This window comes from Aquiflexum balticum DSM 16537, from assembly GCF_900176595.1.
GTDB lineage: Bacteria > Bacteroidota > Bacteroidia > Cytophagales > Cyclobacteriaceae > Aquiflexum > Aquiflexum balticum.
In genome coordinates this window covers 2,903,834-2,921,108 of record NZ_LT838813.1, presented here as the reverse complement: position 1 = coordinate 2,921,108, position 17,275 = coordinate 2,903,834, and the positions used below count along the sequence as shown (strand labels likewise).

Below are 17,275 nucleotides of genomic sequence, written 5' to 3'. Positions count from 1 at the left end.
TCAATTGTCCCAACCTTTATTAATCCTGAACCTATCTTCCAGTTTTTCCAAACTTACTTTTACTGAAAACACATGGGAATAGGGGGTTTGAGAAACTCCTCCAATATCCGTCAAAGCATAATCAATTTGAAATTTTTCATTTAGAAAAACTCCCAAACCAAAACTTGGCTTCCAGACCATATAATAGGAAGCATCGAAATCCTTGATCCTTTGAACATGGCTTCCGCCTGCTCTCAAAAATACCAGATTCTTATACCCTGCCTCCAGACCTATTCGGGGATCAAAACTCACCAAGTTCGTTCTCAATATCGTATTTCTCTTCCCATCAAAAGTAAAATCCAGGTCTATCACACCCTGCAATCTGATTTCTTCACTGATGTCAATATCTCTTGTCACGCTTAATATTGCTCTGGGCAAAGTAAGTTCAATCGAATTGACGGGGATTTCATTATTGGTTTTTGAATAAATATCCCGGACCATCTCTGCGTTGTGAAACCAGGCGTTGAAAGTTGAGGTGATATCCCTTAGCATCAGACCAAATCTCCATTGATCCAAGAGGTAAATCCCCCCTACATCCAACCCAAAACCCCAAGCCTGAGCAAATTTACCGACATTTCTGTGGATGATTTTGGTATTGACACCAAATTTGAACTCATCACTGACATCTCTTGCATAAGATAAAATCAGGGCATAATCTGCCGCATTGAAAAATTGAATATTGTTATAATTCAGCGCGCCATTTGCATCATACAAAAATCTGGTATCCGGAATATCATCAACCCCAAACCTAATGAGGGAAACGGCAATCTGATTGTCTACATCGAAATTGGTGGTATAAGCCAGATAATCAAACTTCGCAATACCGGCAAAGTACTCTGCATGCATCAGCGTAAATTCATGCTGGTGCTGAACTCCCAATAAACCAGCAGGATTCCAATAGGCAGCTGTGACGTCCCGGACAGAAGACACCTGAGCACCCCCCATGCCAAGGGCACGGGCACCTATGCCTATGTTCATAAATTCATTGGAATATTTCGGAGCTATAGTTTGGGCATCAAGCTTAGCAAAACTGAAAAAAAGCAGCATTCCAATAAAACACCTGATAATCACCATTTATCGAGTCTCAAATTCTGTTGCAAAGTAAAAATAAATACTTAAGGAAAAAGCTTATTCCAAGAAAATTAAAAGAGTACAAATTTCAAAAAACTGTACGATTATGCACACAAAAACGTCCATTTGAGCCACATTCAATTTTCCACTGATTGAAACTGCATGTCAAGCTCAAAAAAAATCTTTTCATTCAAAATCCCATGAAATGTGTCTCTATTGAAAATAAATCAACTTTTTTATTTTTTTTTCTAAAAATGATGCGCTTTTACAATTACATATTAGGTATTACAAGGTACTATTTAAAACTTTGGTATAATTTTTCTTTACAATCTGTCAAATGAGGTACATCATGTGATCATCATGAGGTACCGATGAACTTAACAGATCAGAAAATATGAATGCTTCAAACACCCAGATTCAAATGCGGAAAGGACTACTGGAATTCTGCATTTTGCACATCATTTCAAGAGGAGAAGTATATGCCTCAGATTTGATAGAAGAGCTCACAGATTCAAAGATGATTGTGGTGGAAGGTACGCTTTACCCCCTGCTCAACAGATTGAAAAATGCCTCTTTGGTTACATACAAATGGGTAGAGTCAGAATCAGGTCCACCAAGAAAATACTACACCATCACTGAAGAGGGAAAAGAGTTTTTGGAAACCCTGAATGAAACCTGGGACTCTCTTGTCAGCTCTACCCAATTAATCACCTCAAAGAAATAAGCCATGAAAAAGACAATAAGTATCAACATCAGTGGTATCCTGTTTCATATCGAAGAGGATGGTTATGCCACATTAAAAAAATACCTGGAATCGATAAACAGACATTTCTCTGCATACAAGGATAACCAGGAAATCATTTTAGATATAGAAAACCGCATAGCGGAGATTTTCCTCAGTAAACTGAAAAACAACAAACAGGTAATCACCGCAGATGATGTCATCAAGTTGATTGAAAAGATGGGTACCATCGCTGATTTCAAAGCCATCGAAGATGAACAATCGGATGATGATGTGAATCAATCCAAACCGGAAACAGAGGAAAATGACTTCTACAAGCATATCACACCAAACCAAAACATCAAAGGGTACAAAAAACTGACCCGGTTGGAAAACAGAAAAATCCTTGGCGGAGTTTGTGCCGGCATGGCCAATTATCTGGCTGTTGATCCCCTATGGCCCAGATTGGTCGCTATACTGCTTTTGTTCAGCGGCAACCTGAGATTTGGCAGACCGGGATGGGACTTCCTGCCTTGGAATTTCGATTTCAGCCTCTCTTTGGGGATTTGGGCAGTGATCGCTTACATCGTACTGTGGGTAATCTTACCCGTCTCTTATGAAGAGCCTGAGGACAAAAATATCAAAAAACTATACCGTAATCCGGATGACAGAACTTTGGGTGGGGTAGCAAGTGGCCTGGCTGCCTATTTTGGCATAGAAGTGATTTGGATGCGCCTGTTATTCATCGGGTTGATATTTGCAGGTGGTTCCGGTTTTGTCATCTATATCATCCTTTGGATTATCACCCCTGTTGCTAAATCCATTACCGAAAGGATTGAAATGAAAGGTGGTGCCATTACTTTGGACAATATAGAAACCACCATCAGGGAAAATATGAATCCCATGCCTCCACGAGAAGAAAGTCAGGGGAAAAAAGTCTTGCTGGCACCTTTCAGGTTTTTGGGAAAAGTCATCAACTCCCTGGGAGAGGCCCTAGGACCATTCGGAAACTTCCTACTATCTCTGATAAGGGTTTTCTTTGGACTGATCATATTCCTTATCGGAGTGGCTGTTACCATTACACCACTGGTTTTATTGGGAGTTTATTTTGGAATGGTTCCTGATGCAGATCTTTACTGGGGAATGAGAGAAAACATCCCAATGGAATGGATAAGTGAGATCTTACCTGTTTGGCTTGCAATAGCCATAGGAGTTGCGATACTGATACCTGGCATAATCATTATTCTGCTTGGAATCTCAGTCCTGGTCCAAAGAAGTATCATTGATGCCAGGTTTGGCTTGGTAGCATTGGGAATATGGCTTTTGAGTATTGGTGTATCGGCGTTTCAGATTCCCAGAGTAATAAGTCAGTTCAAAACCGACGCAACCCACACTGTCGAACAAGAGTTGAATTTCTCTGAAGGAACCATGGTCTTGAAGTCAGCTTCTCAAACCGGTGATAAATGGTTGACAAACCAAATTAGTATCCAACTGGAAGGAACCGACGCCGAAAAGCCGATATTGATCCAAAATTTCAAAGCAAGAGGTAAAAATCAAGAGGACGCCACCAAAAATGCTACAGCTATCCTTTACAATTACAGCATCAAGGACTCAGTTCTTACCTTGGACAGGGTCATTGATTTAAGCCAACTGGATAAATTCAGGGGACAATCGCTGAAACTCAATATGGAAATCCCTTATGATGTACCATTTGTCATGGATAAATCCCTGCTTCCAATAATCCAGAATACCATCCACAGAAATGGATACAAAACAAGAGATGTCAATAGCAGGAACCATTGGGTTTTCAATGAAAACGGACTTCTTTGCCTCAATTGCCGCGACTCAGGAAAAACAAGTACTGCGGACAGCCTTTCAAGAGTCAAATTTGAAGGAGCCTATTTTATGAACAAATAATTCTAAGTAAACTAAACCAACTAAATTTAGGCAGGGCATCAAAAAGGTGCCCTGTTTTCATATATTTTATTGTATTTTTAAATAAACTATTATGTATGTACGCAATTATGCTGGAAGATTGGACATCTATGTTAATTCTCGTCTGAGGACTGAAATGCCCGATACATCCCTCCTGACTTCCGCACTGGGACACCCTGATTAAAATCCGAATATTTCTTGTACTGATTTCTGTTCTTCGGTAAGGATTATTGTTTTCTTGATGACTTCCTTGTTTGGGGTGACCAAACCTATTTCATGGATGTTCTGTATGATCTCGATTACATTTTCGGGGCTTAATCCGGCCTTTTTGGATTTGAGTATCCTGTCAAGTTCTTTGTACACTTTGTATGCCGTAAAATTCAGGCATATATGGGCCTCTATTCTTTCCCTTTTATGGTGGAAAACAGGCCTTATTTTCAATTCGTTTTTTGCAACCCGGAATGCTTTCTCTATCTGCCAAAGGTGGCGGTAGTTTTCCAGAACTTCCTCTTTGGTCATAGTTGAGTTGGTCAAGTATCCCTTGAGCCCATCCCATTTTGCGTCCATATCCACTTTTTCCTGGTCAAGTGCCAACGCCACTTCACCTTCCATTCTAAGAAATTTGTTGTAGCCTTTGTTATTGATACTCGACTTGGTAAGTTTCCCCGATTTCAACTGCATTTCTAGCCTTTTGACACCTCTTTCCCTATTGTACCGATCCTTTTTTGCCCGGTCTTGCGAATAGGTAACGACCAAGGTCATACCTTCTTTCTTAATTGCCCTGCTCTGGTCTTTTTCGAAGTCAAGCCCCAGGATTTCTTTTTTGACAGATTCTTTTTCATTTTTAATCCTTGCTCCCAAAATAAACTCGTAGCCTTTTTCGACAAGTTCCTGCACATTTTTGTTTGAAAGAAGGCCTGCATCTGCAACAACTGTGAGCTTTTCAAAATTGTATTTCATGCGGAAGCCCTCCAGAATGGGAAGGAATGTATCCCCCTCGTATTTGTTTCCCTCAAAAATATCATAAGCCAATGGATATGCGTCTTTGCTCACCAGCAAACCCAGTACAATCTGGGGATGTTTGTGCTTCCCGTCTTTTGAAAACCCGGGCTTTCTGATATCATCCTCTTTTTCTATTTCAAAGTAGATGGTTGTAACATCATAAAAAACCGCGTGGATGCCACCGTCCAAAACTTGCAGGGTATGTTCAAAGCTGATCTTTTGGACCAGATCCTTATACCTGGAATGCAGCCTATCCATAAAGCGGTAAATGTCGTCTTCGGAGTAAGACTTCTGTTCGTAACGGTAAAGATATTCTGTTGTTTTAAGCTTGCTTTTAGGGTAAACCAGACGGTATAACACAAGATCTTTGAAAAGCTCCTCATTGATCTGAGTAAAACCAATATCATCAAATATCTTCCCCAAAACATACTGTATGCCCACAAGCTTATGCGAACTGATTGAAGACAGCACATCAGTAAATATCCTCCTGTGATCGGTAAAGTCGATCTCCTGAAGCCCCATTTGTTTTTGAGCATAACTTTTGCCTTCGGCAACCAGACGCTCAATTTCTAAGGTATCTTTACTTGAGCCAATGGTCTTTAGAACCTTATATTTCCCTTGGCTTTTATCTATTACCTGTACACTGACAAGTCCACTTTTATTTGGCTTTTTGCGAACAAACATGGACTAATTTAATAAAATCATGCTCTGGGACACCCAAAACCAAAATATAAAAATTCTTAAACATTGAAAATCAATAACTTAAAAAATTACTGTGAATTACCTGCGGAAGTCAGGAAAAAGGTGCCCTGTTTTCATATATTTTATTGTATTTTTAAATAAACTATTATGTATGTACGCAATTATGCTGGAAGATTGGACATCTATGTAAATTCTCGTCTGAGGACTGAAATGCCCGATACATCCCTGCTCAACGACAGGCGGGGGTCTTCTGACTTCGGCCTTCCCTCCCTACCGGACAGGTAGGCGTCCCGATTGAAGAAGAATATAGGGTTACTGGCAAAGAAGCGTAGATCCATATAAACTATAACCCAAAGTCATCATGGATGTAAAATTGAAATTTTTAGGTGGAGCCAAAACAGTAACAGGTTCAAGGTATCTTTTGGAAGTCGATCATCAGAAAATACTGATAGACTGTGGTTTATTTCAAGGATTAAAAGAACTGAGACTTCGTAATTGGGACAGTTTCCCTATTCATCCATCAGAAATTGACATGGTCATGATCACACATGCCCATATCGATCACAGTGGTTACCTACCAAAACTGATCAAAGAAGGATTTAACGGTCCTATTTACTGTACCTATCCTACTATGGAACTGATAAAGATTCTGTTGTTAGACTCGGGCAAACTTCAAGAGGAAGAAGCTGCCTTTGCAACCAAGAAAGGTTATTCCAAACATGAAAAACCGCTTCCTTTATACACCATAGAAGATGCCGAAAAAGTTTTTCCCAAGCTACACCCCATCGAGATGGAACAGGTGGAAAAAGTCAATGAGAATATTTCAATTACTTATTTTAATGCAGGTCATATTTTGGGGGCGGCCATTTTAAAAATTAAAATAACGGGACAGTATCAGGAAAAAAAGATTGTATTTTCCGGAGATCTGGGCAGATTCCATGACCCAATCATGAACCCTCCCCTCAGAATTCCATTTGCTGATATTCTATTGATGGAGTCAACTTATGGCAACCGCAAACAACTTTCAAACCGACCTGAGGAAGAACTTGGGCTCGCAATCCGGGAAACTTATAGAAATGGCGGAGTTGCCGTCATACCGGCTTTTGCTGTGGGAAGAACCCAATTGATCCTGTATTATTTATTCCTTTTACAGCAAAAAGGGAAGATCCCCGATATCCCCATTTATGTAGACAGTCCTATGGCCATCAATGTAACTGAACTGTACAAAAATTTTGGGAAATACCATAAACTCTGTCCAGCATTGGAAGAAGATGATTGCAATCCGTTTTCCCACAAAAATCTCCATTATTACCGTAGTCAGGAATCTTCCATGTCTCTCAATGCCGTCAGGGGTGATGCCATCATTATTTCTGCCAGTGGTATGGCAACAGGAGGCCGGATTGTACACCACCTTTACCATAGACTTCCCAATGAAAACGACAGTTTTATTTTTGTGGGCTTTCAGGCAGAAGGAACCAGAGGCCGAAGGCTATTGGAAGGTGAGAAAACAGCGAGAATGTACGGTATTGATGTCCCCGTCAAATCAAAGATCTACTATATTGAAGGGATGTCAGCCCATGCAGACCAGGACGAATTGGTAGAGTGGGCCGATGGATTCACCACAAAGCCCAAAATGACCTTTCTTATTCATGGAGAAAAAGAAGCTTCTGAAGCTCTTGCAAATCGATTAAGTGAGGAATTAGAATGGAATGCTATTATCCCTGAATATCTGGAGAGCTTTCAGTTATTTGAAGGGATTTAAATAGTTATGGTTATATGCAAAGATGTCAGTTAACCTATTCCCTTTGCTTTCCGGGACGGAAACTTGAAGACCGAAGACGGAAATTGACGAGATCGAATAGATCAGTCTTTAACCATCTGAATATAATGTGATGAATTAGGCCAATAAAAGGAATGTACTGAAAATTTAATCCGGAAATCTGCTTGTGTCTATATTGGGAATGATCTTGATTGCATTTTTGTAATAGACTTTTTTCAGAACCTCATCTGACAGGCCCAATCCATACATGCTCCAAAATGCATGGTATTTCTTGTAATAAGGGAAATATTCATCTTCTGTTTCCAACACCCTGAAATAGGTGTAAAACTCCTCTTTGTTATAAGCATCTTTGGCAAAAAGCAGGCGGTCCTGATATTTTGTAAAAAAAGCTTTTGCCCTTCTTGGTTGCCTTCCGAATTCGGCTATCACAGCTCCGATGCCAAAATATACATTTGGGTATTTCTCCAAATGGGCTTCTGCCTTGTCCAGGTTATTGGCCATCCAGCCCATATGTGCATTGATAAATGTGGTTTGGGGATGCTTTGCAAAGACGTGATGCTGTTCGGCTATCAATTGATCAAAGGGAGCCGGATCAGTATCACTTCTTTTTCTTCCCGGATTGATTTTCAACTCCAGCCATCTTTCATTGTTGGCATCCATCGGGGACCAAAATGGCTCCGGATCTGCTGTATGGATAAGTACCGGTATACCGAGTTCCCCCGCTTTGGCCCATACAGGATCTAAATCAGGATGATCGACAGGAACTCTTTTCCCATGAATATCTTTGACAGAAAATCCAAGACTCTTGTAGATTTTCAATCCATTGGCACCATTTTGCACATCCTCTTCCAAAGCAGCAACTGCTTTCTTACTCCATCCCTCAGAACCAAAATCAGTGAAAGACAGATTGGTAAATACTATGAATCTTCCGGGAGCCACTCCATTGAATCTTCTGATCATCGAAAACATGTACTCCTGCTGGTCCAGATCACTGGCACCCCCTCTTGAAAAACCCCTCCCGCTGAGATTGACCATCACAGCCATATTGAGCTCATCCATTTCGCTTACCAGTCTGACCACCGTTTCCTGGGCCACATTCCATTGGTGACTATGCACATCAATAAAAGGGAATTTAGCTCTTTTGATAGGATTTTCTGGAACAACCAGCGTGGAAGGGGGATTGTATTCCTCGAAACTCATTTCCTGAGCAGCCAGCGGATTTGAAATCAAAATAGAAAGGCCAAAGAATAAAGCATATAGACTTGATTTTAATAGCAGTGATAAACCTGAAAATTTCATTTGTTCTTTTTTAATGTATTTTTGAATTTTAAAACAGGGATGGTTTAATCCATTCGAAAAATTGGAAAAGTATTCTGAAATTCCACACCTTCTGTCAAATATTTGCAGTTTACTGTACCATCCTGACTTCACCCAAAATATTTAAATCTGGTAAAACATCCGATGGTCATAAAAACTGAAATCTTGATCCGCCCCATAAAAAAAGGTGAACGCCCACCTTTCGAATTGTTGGAATTGGCGGATCCTTCTTCTTTAATGATCAATACGTACCTCCCCAAATCCAGAATTTTTTTAGCTGAACTAGAGAAGGAAATTATAGGTGTATATGTTCTACTACCCATCACTGACCAAAAGGTTGAAATCAAGAATATCGCAGTAAAGCCGAAATTTCAGGGAAAGGGTTTGGGCAAACTGATGTTGGGCCATGCCGAAGTGACTGCCCGATCTATGGATTATAAAACAATCAAAATAGCAACTGCAAATTCAAGTATCGCACCTTTGCATCTTTACCTATCTCAGGGGTTCCTCCTTCAGGAAATCATCCCTGATTTTTTTATAGAGAATTATGAAAAGCCGATTTTTGAAAATGGAGTGCAATGCAGGGATCTGATGGTTTTGGAAAAAAAAATTTAAATTTTTAACTGGTATTTTATTCCTCCAGCGAGGATACTAACCCGCAAAAAAACAGGCAAAAACGGTGGTTCCACCGAATTGATTCGAATTATAAAAACATGATTTTCCAAACAGGAAATAAGGATTTAGATTGAGCCGTTTTATTTAAGAGAAAAGATTTACTAAATATTAAGTCTTTATCTAGTAATAAAATTCTACAAAAACACCGTTTGCTTGCTTGCAGCAGATTTTCTCGCTGCATCCAATATCTCCACCACGATCATATTATTGCTCAAAGAATATAGACTATGTTTTTCCATCTTGATTTCCCCTCTGATTACCTTGGCAAAATAGGTGAACGGATCGACAAAAACTCCTAAATCCTTAGGAGACACTTCAATCCTCTCCTCATCCTGACCCCAAGTTTTCAATCTCATTCTGGACTTGTCTTCACTGATCACATAACCGGTTTCCCCATAAACTTCCATATCCTTCCGGTCAAAAGGCCAGTTCCACGATGCCTGAATAATCGCCTGGGCATCACCATAATCCAGGATAATTGTAGCCTCATCATCAACTTTGGGGTATATTTCAGGCTTGAAGGTGTTGGTAACTGCGGTAACAGATACAGGCCTTCTCCCTTTCATCAAATAAGTCATAATATTGGCCCCGTAACAGCCAAAATCTATCAATGCCCCACCACCATTTTGTATCGGGTCGGTCAGCCAATCCAAAAACTCTTTGCCAACACCGATTTCCTTTGGCCCTTTGTGGCCATGGTGAAATACCGCTTTTCTTATTTCCCCGAATTTATCCGTATCCTGAAAAAGTTGATAGGTTTTTTCAGTACTGGCATACCAAGAAGTTTCAAAATTTGTAAGGAGGTGGATCTGGTGCTTTTTGGCCAAGTTTTCCATTTTTAGAGCCTGCTCTAGGGAATAGGTTAGAGGTTTTTCAACCATGACATGAATCCCTCTCGGTGCGGCTTTTTCCACTGCTTCCAAATGGTCGAAAATAGAACCAAAAGCCAACACAGCCTCAGGGCTGGTTTCCTCCAGCATTTTATCCAAATCGGTATAAAAGAGTTTTGGATCGAGTCCATATCGTTTGGTATAGTTTGCTGACAATTCCCTATTGGGCTCGTAGATTCCAACCAAATCCACATCTGTTTTATCTTTTCTATTAAAAATCCAAGGCGAATGACCATGTGACAGACCTACCATAGCCATGCGGACGGGGATCTGTTCCTGAGACTGTGCAAAGGAATAATTCAAAAATAACACGAAAGCGAAGATTAGTAGAATAGTTTTTTGCATGGGATCAAAAGGGTTATAAGTTGCCAAAGAAGGTATAATCTAAAATTACACAATTCCGTGTTAAGTATCCTTAAAGCTAAAAAGGATTTGGTGAAGCCTTCATTCCATGTGGATCAATTTTATTATTATTTGAACCTATCTTTATGAATCTGAAAAAATCTTTTTTGAAGTTATTTTTCAAGAAAATTTTCATCCAACAGATAAGGATTGTAATAATGTTTTCAAAACCATATATTCAATGGTTTAAAAATTCAAGTAACTCTCACATTAACATAAATTAAAATGGAAAGAAGAAATACCATCAAAAAACTCCTTGCGACTATTGCAGGATTTGCAGGAATAGGAGCTGTAGCCAAAGCGGAAGCAGATTCCACCCCTGAAAAAGAAGTATTCAATGTCGTTCAGGATCAGGATATACCTTTGTTTTCAGGTTCCACCAAGTTGGGGAATATGATCTTTGTTGCCGGTAAAGGTGCGCATTTTGATGGGGACATAAAGGCGCATACCGACCATGTGCTCAAAGAATTGGAAAAGGAACTGATCAAAGCAGGTTCATCCATGGAAAAGGTGCTTAAGGTTAATGTTTACCTCCATGACCTGAATGACTATAAAGGAATGAATGAAGTCTATAAAGGAAGGTTTGGAAAAAAACCACCGGTAAGGACCACAGTAGCCACTTATGCCGGAGTTCCAGGCGATTCTCTAGTGGAAATGGACTGCATTGCCTACATTTAATATTCAAAATCACGACCGGTTATCCGAAGCTTGTAGCTTCGGATTTCTGGGTCCTGAGTCTTTGACTCATATCCGCTTTTCAATCCCCTCACCCAACAGTCCGAAAACAGAATCTTAGCACACCCGTTATCCGAAGTCTTTGCCTTTATCTTTTCTCAGCTCTTGCTTCTCGAATCTTGGCTCTCGTTTCTTGGCTCTTGCATCTTGGCTCTAGTTTCTCGTTTCTCGCTTCTAGCCTCTCCCTTCTAACTTCCAGTCTTTTTCCAAGTTCAAATCACCTCAGCACCACCGGTTCACTCCGACCATTTAAACTATAGACAATTACACCGTCTTTGATGGTCATTTCACATTCAAAGCGCTTATCAGATTCCAGTTTGTATCCGTTTTTATCCCAAATACCAAATTGTCCTTGCCTTACCTCAATCAATGCCAAATCGGCTATTGCACCTTCTGAAAGGTGACCAAGTTCTTGCCTTTTTATTGCTTTAGCAGGATTCCAGGTACTTGCCTCTATGATGTGGGGAATTTCCATACCCATAGCCATAAACGTACTCATGACATTTAGCATGTCTTTCATGGCTGCATTCATACTGCCTTTGTGCAGGTCAGTACTAATGGTATTGGGGAAAAATCCTGCCTCTAAGGAAGGAATAGCCTGTCTGAAATCAAAACTTGCACCTCCATAACCCACATCAAATAAGATACCCCTTTCCTGGGCTTGCCTGACAAAAGGCTTAAATTGACGTGTCTCATAATCTACCACAGGTTCCCTTGCACCACCCAATTCAGCAAATACGTGGGTGTAAATATCTCCAGGACGAAGATGTTCAAAAAACAATTCCCTGAGCCTTAATGGCGCAAAGGCCATAGATCCTCCAAAATCGATGATTACAGGCATGTCTGTGATATTGCCTGCCTGTACGGCTCTGTCCACTGGTATCCAGTCTCTTTTGGCATAATGTGCCACTTTAAAGCCTACCACATGCTCTTTGTATTTCAGCGCCGCTTGTGCAGTAAGTTCTGCATTCATATCAGAAGTATCCTGTTCGTAAGCTCCTCCGCGCATCCCCTCTCCTACTATATTCATAAAGGCCAAAACCCTGGTTTTGGAATGGTCAATGATATTCTCCTTAAATACATGGATGTTTTTCCAACCTGGCCCACCACAATCCACGATGGTCGTCACACCTGACCTGAAAGTAAAGCTGTCCGGGTCAACGGCCGTAAGTCCGTCACTCAGATAACTATTGGGTCTGGTGCCATAAAAATTGTGACCATGTATGTCTATCAAACCGGGCACAACCAATAAACCGCTGGCATTCACCACTTGACTTGCTCCTTTTGTATCTATATTTTTTGCGATTTTGGCTATCACACCATCTTGGATTGCCACATCCATCATTTCATCAATGTTGTTTTTGGGATCTATTACATGTCCTCCTTTTATCACCATTTGGTAATTTTGAGCTATCAGACTGATGGGAGCAAAACATAAAAAACAGATCAATAGGTATCCTGACTTCTTCATTTTTTTTAATTTTTGGGGTATTAAACTTTTGCAGCAATCAATTCTTCCTGTATTCTTTTGGCTACAATCTTTTCTTCATTCGGCCTTAGCATCCAAACAGTACAACTGATTTCATGGTCACCGTTACTTATTACTTCTATGGAAGGATTATCCATTCTCAATTTTTCCTGCATTTGGGTGCGGTTGAGATTTATCACTGCAGGGTCCCAGGCAATTTTCAGAAAAGGTGTATGATTGGCAATAGGAGGAACAGATACTGATGTCGTCACTCCATCAACTTTCTTGGCCATTTGCTCTATAAGGGAAATTTTTTGCTCCCATGATTTCCATTCCTTTTCATGGTCTTTTTTCACGTACAACTCTAAGGCCACATACATGCCAAGGATTTCTTCCTTATTTACTTTCATCCCTCTGCCGATGGTATTTCCTCTAGGCGGGGCACTAAGCCTAGCTGCTTCAATAATATCTTTTCTACCCATAAGAATACCTGCACTTTGCGGCCCTTTCATCGCCTTTCCTCCGGATATGCAGACCAAATCGAATCCCATATCATTGAATTTCCATAAATTTTCTACCGGAGGTACATCCGCCGCCATATCTATCATTGTGGGGATATTATGCTTTTTACCCAAAGCCACCCATTCTTCATGTTGGATTTTCCCATAAGGCGCTTGATAGTTAAGAAACCATAACATGGCCGTTTTTTCATTGATGGCATTTTCAAGTTCCTCCACAGTTTCCACAGGAACCAATGTAACTCCGGTATTGGTCAAAGAATGCACATAGGCCACATTATGGCTTTTTTGCACTATGACCTCAGATTTCATTCCCTTGAGATTTGGAAGTTGGGCGATTTTATCTTTGTCTTTTCCGGTTAATACTCCTGCAAGGCCCAATACCATTGCCGACCAACAACCGGCAGTAACTGTAGCTGCCTCTGCATGGCATATTGCCGCAATTTTTTCTCCCACCCTATCCTGAACTTCATCCAACATGATGAATTCTTTGGAAGAAGCCTGAATGGTTTCCATGACTTCTTCGGGCATTAGAGATGCTGTCATAGCTGTATAGGTACCGGCAGCATTGATAAATGTCCTCAAACCCAATTCCTTAATGAGATCTCTTGCCGGAATTGATGGGGAATTGGCCAATACCGATTGAACCGGAATGCCACTTCCAACGATTGTTCCCACCAAAGGAAGGGCAGAAAGTCTTTTCAGTAATGTTCTTCTATTGATCATATCTTGTTTTCTTTTGGATTTGAAATCTATTTTTTTGGACAATCAGGAGGGGATTAAGGAAATATAATAATTCATCCGATATGCTGGGGAAAGTTTGTTCGATATTCTCAGTTCAAAGATTGGTGTTTTTAACTGCCAACTTTCAAAGCTTTCCGATATAAATGCATCCATTTTGCAAAAAAGGAGTCTGCTTACGAGAAAGCTGATTACCGGTTGAGTATATTTTTTAAATCTATATTATTTAAAAATATTCCGCAAACCATTGCACATACTATACACCCATTTGTACAATAAGTATAAAATAAACCTATACTATATTCTGAATATGTTATTCAAAAATAATGAAATCGAAAGTTCTTTTAGTCAAGCAAAAAAATTACTTGAAAACCAAAGTCCCAAAATACTTCGGAAGGTGAAAATCCGGTTTTGGTTGGTCCACATGTGACCAAGTCAGGTAATGTGGATTCCGGGTAGTGCTCGCTGTTTTATAAAAATTGGCCTTCCATTTTACTCCCGATTCAGGATGGCTGATACCTGCATATTGTTTCAGAATTTTAAATGGCAATTTGAATTCAATCGTCCAAGTAATGTCTTCTACTATTTCAGGAAAAACCTTTTGAGGAAGTGAATGGGCAATTTCCACTTTTCCGATTTCAGCTTCGTCCAGAAAAACATATTCCTTTCTAGGTACTGTTACATATTGCATCAAAGGAACTCCACCACAATTGATTTCAAGATTGAAGTAAAAAAGTGGTTTTGACTCATCTGGAGAGAAAAAGAATTCCACACAGGAATCGCCTGAGACATGTCCATTGGTCTCTTGCACCAAGCAATGCACAAACTTATCTTTTACCAAGAAAATACCATAGATGTTTTCATCATCATATAAAAGCTTGGCGAATGTCGAAGGAAGAAATTGGGGTTTGTTCCCCATATAGTGGGTTATTTCCACTGTTGGCACATTTTCCCAAATTGGCTTATCCCAAACGCCATCAATCAAAATTTCTCCTTCCAGACGATTGACCTGATAAACCGGTTTTTCTGTAATTCTATTCACCATTGTTGAATCTTTTAATTGTTGAGCTTCTGAGCTCAATACCATTAAACAAAAACAAATCACCAAAATCAAATCATACTTTTTTCTACCCATCATCTCATTGATTTTCTATCTGTTTCCTCACATTTCCTACTTCTATGGCAGAAATACTCGGTGAATTATTGCCAAAGTTTTTCCTGATGTAAGTCAATACTGAGGAAATTTCAGCATTGCTGAGAAAAGAATGGGAAGGCATGACGCCATTGTACGCTACCCCATCCACCAAAATAACTCCTTCAAGACCATTAAGTATCAATTCAATTAAAGGTCTGTTCCTTCCATTTACAACTTTGGAATTGGTAATGGGCGGAAATCGGTTTCCATCACCCCGGCCGTCTCTCTGATGACAGGTACCACAATATAGATTATAAACCTGTGCCCCACTTTCAATCAGTCCGGTTTCCAGATTGTCGCGTTCCTTATCCGGATTTTTAATATTGGTTCTTTGGTTTTTTCTTTCTTCAAGCTTGGACAAAGCCTCTTGACCAAAGTCTGATCTATTCCCTTTGTACATGATACGCCAGATTTTACCTTTTACACTTTCGGAAATATAAAGAGATCCATCAGGCCCCATAGCAATTCCCATCGGACGGGCCAATGCATCGCCCGTATTTACAATGGTATCCAAACCGGCAAATCCATCCGCAAAAACTTCCCATGAACCTGAGGGTCTCCCCTTTTCGAATGGCACAAATGCAACAAAGTACCCTCCTTGGGGGTAAGGACCCCTGATTGTAGATCCGTGAAATGCAACAAAAGCACCATTTTTATACCTTTCAGGAAATTGATCCCCTTTATAGAAAAAAAGGTCATTGGGAGCAAAATGACCGGGAAAACCAACCAATGGCTGTTCCACCAAATGTGCATCTCCCTGAATCACTCCATCGCCTCCATATTCGGGGTTAAGTTTCTTTTTCCCTTCCAAATGATCATAGTAATAATAGGGCCAGCCACCATCAGTACCTTCTTCTACCCTAAAAAATTCCTCTGAAGGTAACAAAGCACTTTCCCAAGGGCCAAAAAGGTCAGGCCAAGACTTGTTCATATCATCGCGTCCATGCTGGACAACATACAATTCATTCTCAGCCACATTCCAGTCCATTGCCACGACTGACCTGATTCCCGTCGCATATCTTTTCCCATCTTTTTGAGTCTGATTAAGCTTGTTGGCATCAAATTGCCAGATTCCGCCATGCCATTCCAATTGAGGACAAGGATTCATTCCGGGCGAGCCAGGCTTTCTGTTCAATTCCTGACAGATATCCCCCGGAGACCCAAAAGGCACGTAAATATGGCCTTTATCATCAAACGCGATAGGTTTCGCGATATGTTCGTACCCATATTCGGCGTTTTTATAATCATCCGATAAAATCAATTCGGGTTCACCTACCGGCAATAAATCATCGGGATCCATTTTGTATCTGTACACCTCTCCTGCAGTACTGAAATACAGGTAACCATTATAGATGCGCATGCCTGTCCCATAATTGCCCTGATCCGGATATCCCCCAAAGTATTCCACCATATCGGCTTTGCCATCCTGATCGGTATCTCTGATTCCCACTATCCCCCGCCCTTCTTTATCAGGAACCCGAAGTTTGACATAAATGTCTCCCAATTCACTTACTGCCAAATGTCTGGCCCTGCCAATGCTGTCCACAACCACAACTGCTTCAAATCCATCCGGCAAAAAAAGGCCTCCATTACCTTCATCGCCATTGGGAAGCTTAACTTTTGGTTGACAGGAAACAAAAACGAGAATAAAAAATATAAATCCAATCCAACAAAAAGAATAACTACTTACTGAATCCATTTTATAACGCACCAATTTCATAAACTTTTTTGGATTTTGGAATTGCTTTAAATTTTGGGTGAACAGAACTTTATTTTGATAAAATTCACTTTCTCGAAATATAAGATATTTATAAAAATTCTATTCGCCATTTATCAAAAACTCAGGCTGTGATTTAAACTATTGGCTCAAAAATCCAGATCTACAAAATTGAATTTAACTGGATTTCTTAGCTTTTGGCTTTTCTCTCCTTTGCAATATTAATAATCAATAATTTTTTTTCAATTACCGGATAAGCACTAAGAGTTTGATTAAAGGCTTGACTTCTCAGCCTGTTTAGGAATGCGGTTGTTAATTATAAAATCCTAATGGATCAGTACATTAGTTCACTCTCTATTTGTTCCTT

General features: G+C 40.1%; 14 protein-coding genes. 6 read left to right on the top strand and 8 right to left on the bottom strand.

What is annotated here, in order from left to right; all coding sequences use genetic code 11:
• A complete protein-coding gene (locus B9A52_RS12425) occupies nucleotides 1-1,113 on the bottom strand; it encodes a putative type IX sorting system protein PorV2 (protein ID WP_084120766.1) in 1,113 nt (370 codons plus the stop codon).
• Between the two features lie 391 nt (nucleotides 1,114-1,504).
• On the opposite strand from B9A52_RS12425, the gene B9A52_RS12420 reads away from it, so the two are divergent.
• Together B9A52_RS12420 and B9A52_RS12415 are read left to right on the top strand one after the other, a co-directional pair.
• Nucleotides 1,505-1,834: a PadR family transcriptional regulator gene (locus tag B9A52_RS12420; protein WP_084120765.1), complete on the top strand. Its 330-nt coding sequence runs from the start codon at nucleotides 1,505-1,507 to the stop codon at nucleotides 1,832-1,834.
• A gap of 3 nt (nucleotides 1,835-1,837) precedes the next feature.
• Complete coding sequence (locus B9A52_RS12415) at nucleotides 1,838-3,748, top strand: PspC domain-containing protein (protein ID WP_084120764.1); 1,911 nt, start codon at nucleotides 1,838-1,840, stop codon at nucleotides 3,746-3,748.
• Between the two features lie 198 nt (nucleotides 3,749-3,946).
• Here the strand turns inward: B9A52_RS12415 and B9A52_RS12410 are convergent, their stop codons facing one another.
• Nucleotides 3,947-5,452, bottom strand: a complete 1,506-nt coding sequence (locus B9A52_RS12410; RefSeq protein ID WP_084120763.1) for an IS1634 family transposase — start codon at nucleotides 5,450-5,452, stop codon at nucleotides 3,947-3,949.
• Between the two features lie 165 nt (nucleotides 5,453-5,617).
• On the opposite strand from B9A52_RS12410, the gene B9A52_RS25520 reads away from it, so the two are divergent.
• Together B9A52_RS25520 and B9A52_RS12405 are read left to right on the top strand one after the other, a co-directional pair.
• Entirely contained in the window at nucleotides 5,618-5,755 is a 138-nt protein-coding gene (locus tag B9A52_RS25520) for a hypothetical protein (RefSeq protein ID WP_157370140.1), read from the top strand.
• A gap of 76 nt (nucleotides 5,756-5,831) precedes the next feature.
• Nucleotides 5,832-7,232: an MBL fold metallo-hydrolase RNA specificity domain-containing protein gene (locus tag B9A52_RS12405; RefSeq protein WP_084120762.1), complete on the top strand. Its 1,401-nt coding sequence runs from the start codon at nucleotides 5,832-5,834 to the stop codon at nucleotides 7,230-7,232.
• Nucleotides 7,233-7,397: 165 nt separating this feature from the next.
• Here B9A52_RS12405 and B9A52_RS12400 read toward each other — a convergent pair whose 3' ends face one another.
• Nucleotides 7,398-8,549 carry an amidohydrolase family protein gene (locus tag B9A52_RS12400; RefSeq protein ID WP_084123500.1) on the bottom strand — a complete coding sequence of 384 codons (1,152 nt, stop codon included), beginning with the start codon at nucleotides 8,547-8,549 and terminating at the stop codon, nucleotides 7,398-7,400.
• Nucleotides 8,550-8,711: 162 nt separating this feature from the next.
• Between B9A52_RS12400 and B9A52_RS12395 the strand changes: the two genes are divergently transcribed.
• Nucleotides 8,712-9,182, top strand: coding sequence for a GNAT family N-acetyltransferase (locus tag B9A52_RS12395; protein ID WP_084120761.1), 471 nt, complete (start codon nucleotides 8,712-8,714; stop codon nucleotides 9,180-9,182).
• A gap of 194 nt (nucleotides 9,183-9,376) precedes the next feature.
• Here B9A52_RS12395 and B9A52_RS12390 read toward each other — a convergent pair whose 3' ends face one another.
• The gene (locus tag B9A52_RS12390) at nucleotides 9,377-10,444 is read right to left on the bottom strand and encodes a Gfo/Idh/MocA family protein (protein WP_231955602.1); all 1,068 of its coding nucleotides are present in this window, start codon (nucleotides 10,442-10,444) and stop codon (nucleotides 9,377-9,379) included.
• 315 nt (nucleotides 10,445-10,759) lie between these two features.
• On the opposite strand from B9A52_RS12390, the gene B9A52_RS12385 reads away from it, so the two are divergent.
• Nucleotides 10,760-11,212 carry a RidA family protein gene (locus B9A52_RS12385; RefSeq protein WP_394334888.1) on the top strand — a complete coding sequence of 151 codons (453 nt, stop codon included), beginning with the start codon at nucleotides 10,760-10,762 and terminating at the stop codon, nucleotides 11,210-11,212.
• A 274-nt stretch (nucleotides 11,213-11,486) separates the two neighbouring features.
• Here B9A52_RS12385 and B9A52_RS12380 read toward each other — a convergent pair whose 3' ends face one another.
• The 4 genes from B9A52_RS12380 to B9A52_RS12365 all read right to left on the bottom strand — a co-directional run bounded on the left by B9A52_RS12380 (nucleotide 11,487) and on the right by B9A52_RS12365 (nucleotide 16,890).
• Nucleotides 11,487-12,740, bottom strand: coding sequence for an amidohydrolase/deacetylase family metallohydrolase (locus tag B9A52_RS12380; protein ID WP_084120758.1), 1,254 nt, complete (start codon nucleotides 12,738-12,740; stop codon nucleotides 11,487-11,489).
• A gap of 20 nt (nucleotides 12,741-12,760) precedes the next feature.
• Nucleotides 12,761-13,981: a PLP-dependent transferase gene (locus B9A52_RS12375; RefSeq protein ID WP_084123499.1), complete on the bottom strand. Its 1,221-nt coding sequence runs from the start codon at nucleotides 13,979-13,981 to the stop codon at nucleotides 12,761-12,763.
• 376 nt (nucleotides 13,982-14,357) lie between these two features.
• Entirely contained in the window at nucleotides 14,358-15,041 is a 684-nt protein-coding gene (locus B9A52_RS12370) for a carbohydrate-binding family 9-like protein (RefSeq protein ID WP_157370139.1), read from the bottom strand.
• A 94-nt stretch (nucleotides 15,042-15,135) separates the two neighbouring features.
• Entirely contained in the window at nucleotides 15,136-16,890 is a 1,755-nt protein-coding gene (locus B9A52_RS12365; RefSeq protein WP_084123498.1) for a PQQ-dependent sugar dehydrogenase, read from the bottom strand.
• Between the last annotated feature and the right edge of the window lie 385 nt (nucleotides 16,891-17,275).

Excerpts from the sequence above, each read along its gene's own strand:
- B9A52_RS12370 (WP_157370139.1), bottom strand. The coding sequence starts at position 15,041 with ATGGTGAATAGAATTACAGAAAAACCGGTTTATCAGGTCAATCGTCTG.
- B9A52_RS12365 (WP_084123498.1), bottom strand. The coding sequence starts at position 16,890 with ATGGATTCAGTAAGTAGTTATTCTTTTTGTTGGATTGGATTTATATTT.
- B9A52_RS12400 (WP_084123500.1), bottom strand. The coding sequence starts at position 8,549 with ATGAAATTTTCAGGTTTATCACTGCTATTAAAATCAAGTCTATATGCT.
- B9A52_RS12425 (WP_084120766.1), bottom strand. The coding sequence starts at position 1,113 with ATGGTGATTATCAGGTGTTTTATTGGAATGCTGCTTTTTTTCAGTTTT.
- B9A52_RS12420 (WP_084120765.1), top strand. The coding sequence starts at position 1,505 with ATGAATGCTTCAAACACCCAGATTCAAATGCGGAAAGGACTACTGGAA.
- B9A52_RS12385 (WP_394334888.1), top strand. The coding sequence starts at position 10,760 with ATGGAAAGAAGAAATACCATCAAAAAACTCCTTGCGACTATTGCAGGA.
- B9A52_RS12380 (WP_084120758.1), bottom strand. The coding sequence starts at position 12,740 with ATGAAGAAGTCAGGATACCTATTGATCTGTTTTTTATGTTTTGCTCCC.
- B9A52_RS12415 (WP_084120764.1), top strand. The coding sequence starts at position 1,838 with ATGAAAAAGACAATAAGTATCAACATCAGTGGTATCCTGTTTCATATC.
- B9A52_RS12405 (WP_084120762.1), top strand. The coding sequence starts at position 5,832 with ATGGATGTAAAATTGAAATTTTTAGGTGGAGCCAAAACAGTAACAGGT.
- B9A52_RS25520 (WP_157370140.1), top strand. The coding sequence starts at position 5,618 with ATGTATGTACGCAATTATGCTGGAAGATTGGACATCTATGTAAATTCT.
- B9A52_RS12395 (WP_084120761.1), top strand. The coding sequence starts at position 8,712 with ATGGTCATAAAAACTGAAATCTTGATCCGCCCCATAAAAAAAGGTGAA.
- B9A52_RS12410 (WP_084120763.1), bottom strand. The coding sequence starts at position 5,452 with ATGTTTGTTCGCAAAAAGCCAAATAAAAGTGGACTTGTCAGTGTACAG.
- B9A52_RS12375 (WP_084123499.1), bottom strand. The coding sequence starts at position 13,981 with ATGATCAATAGAAGAACATTACTGAAAAGACTTTCTGCCCTTCCTTTG.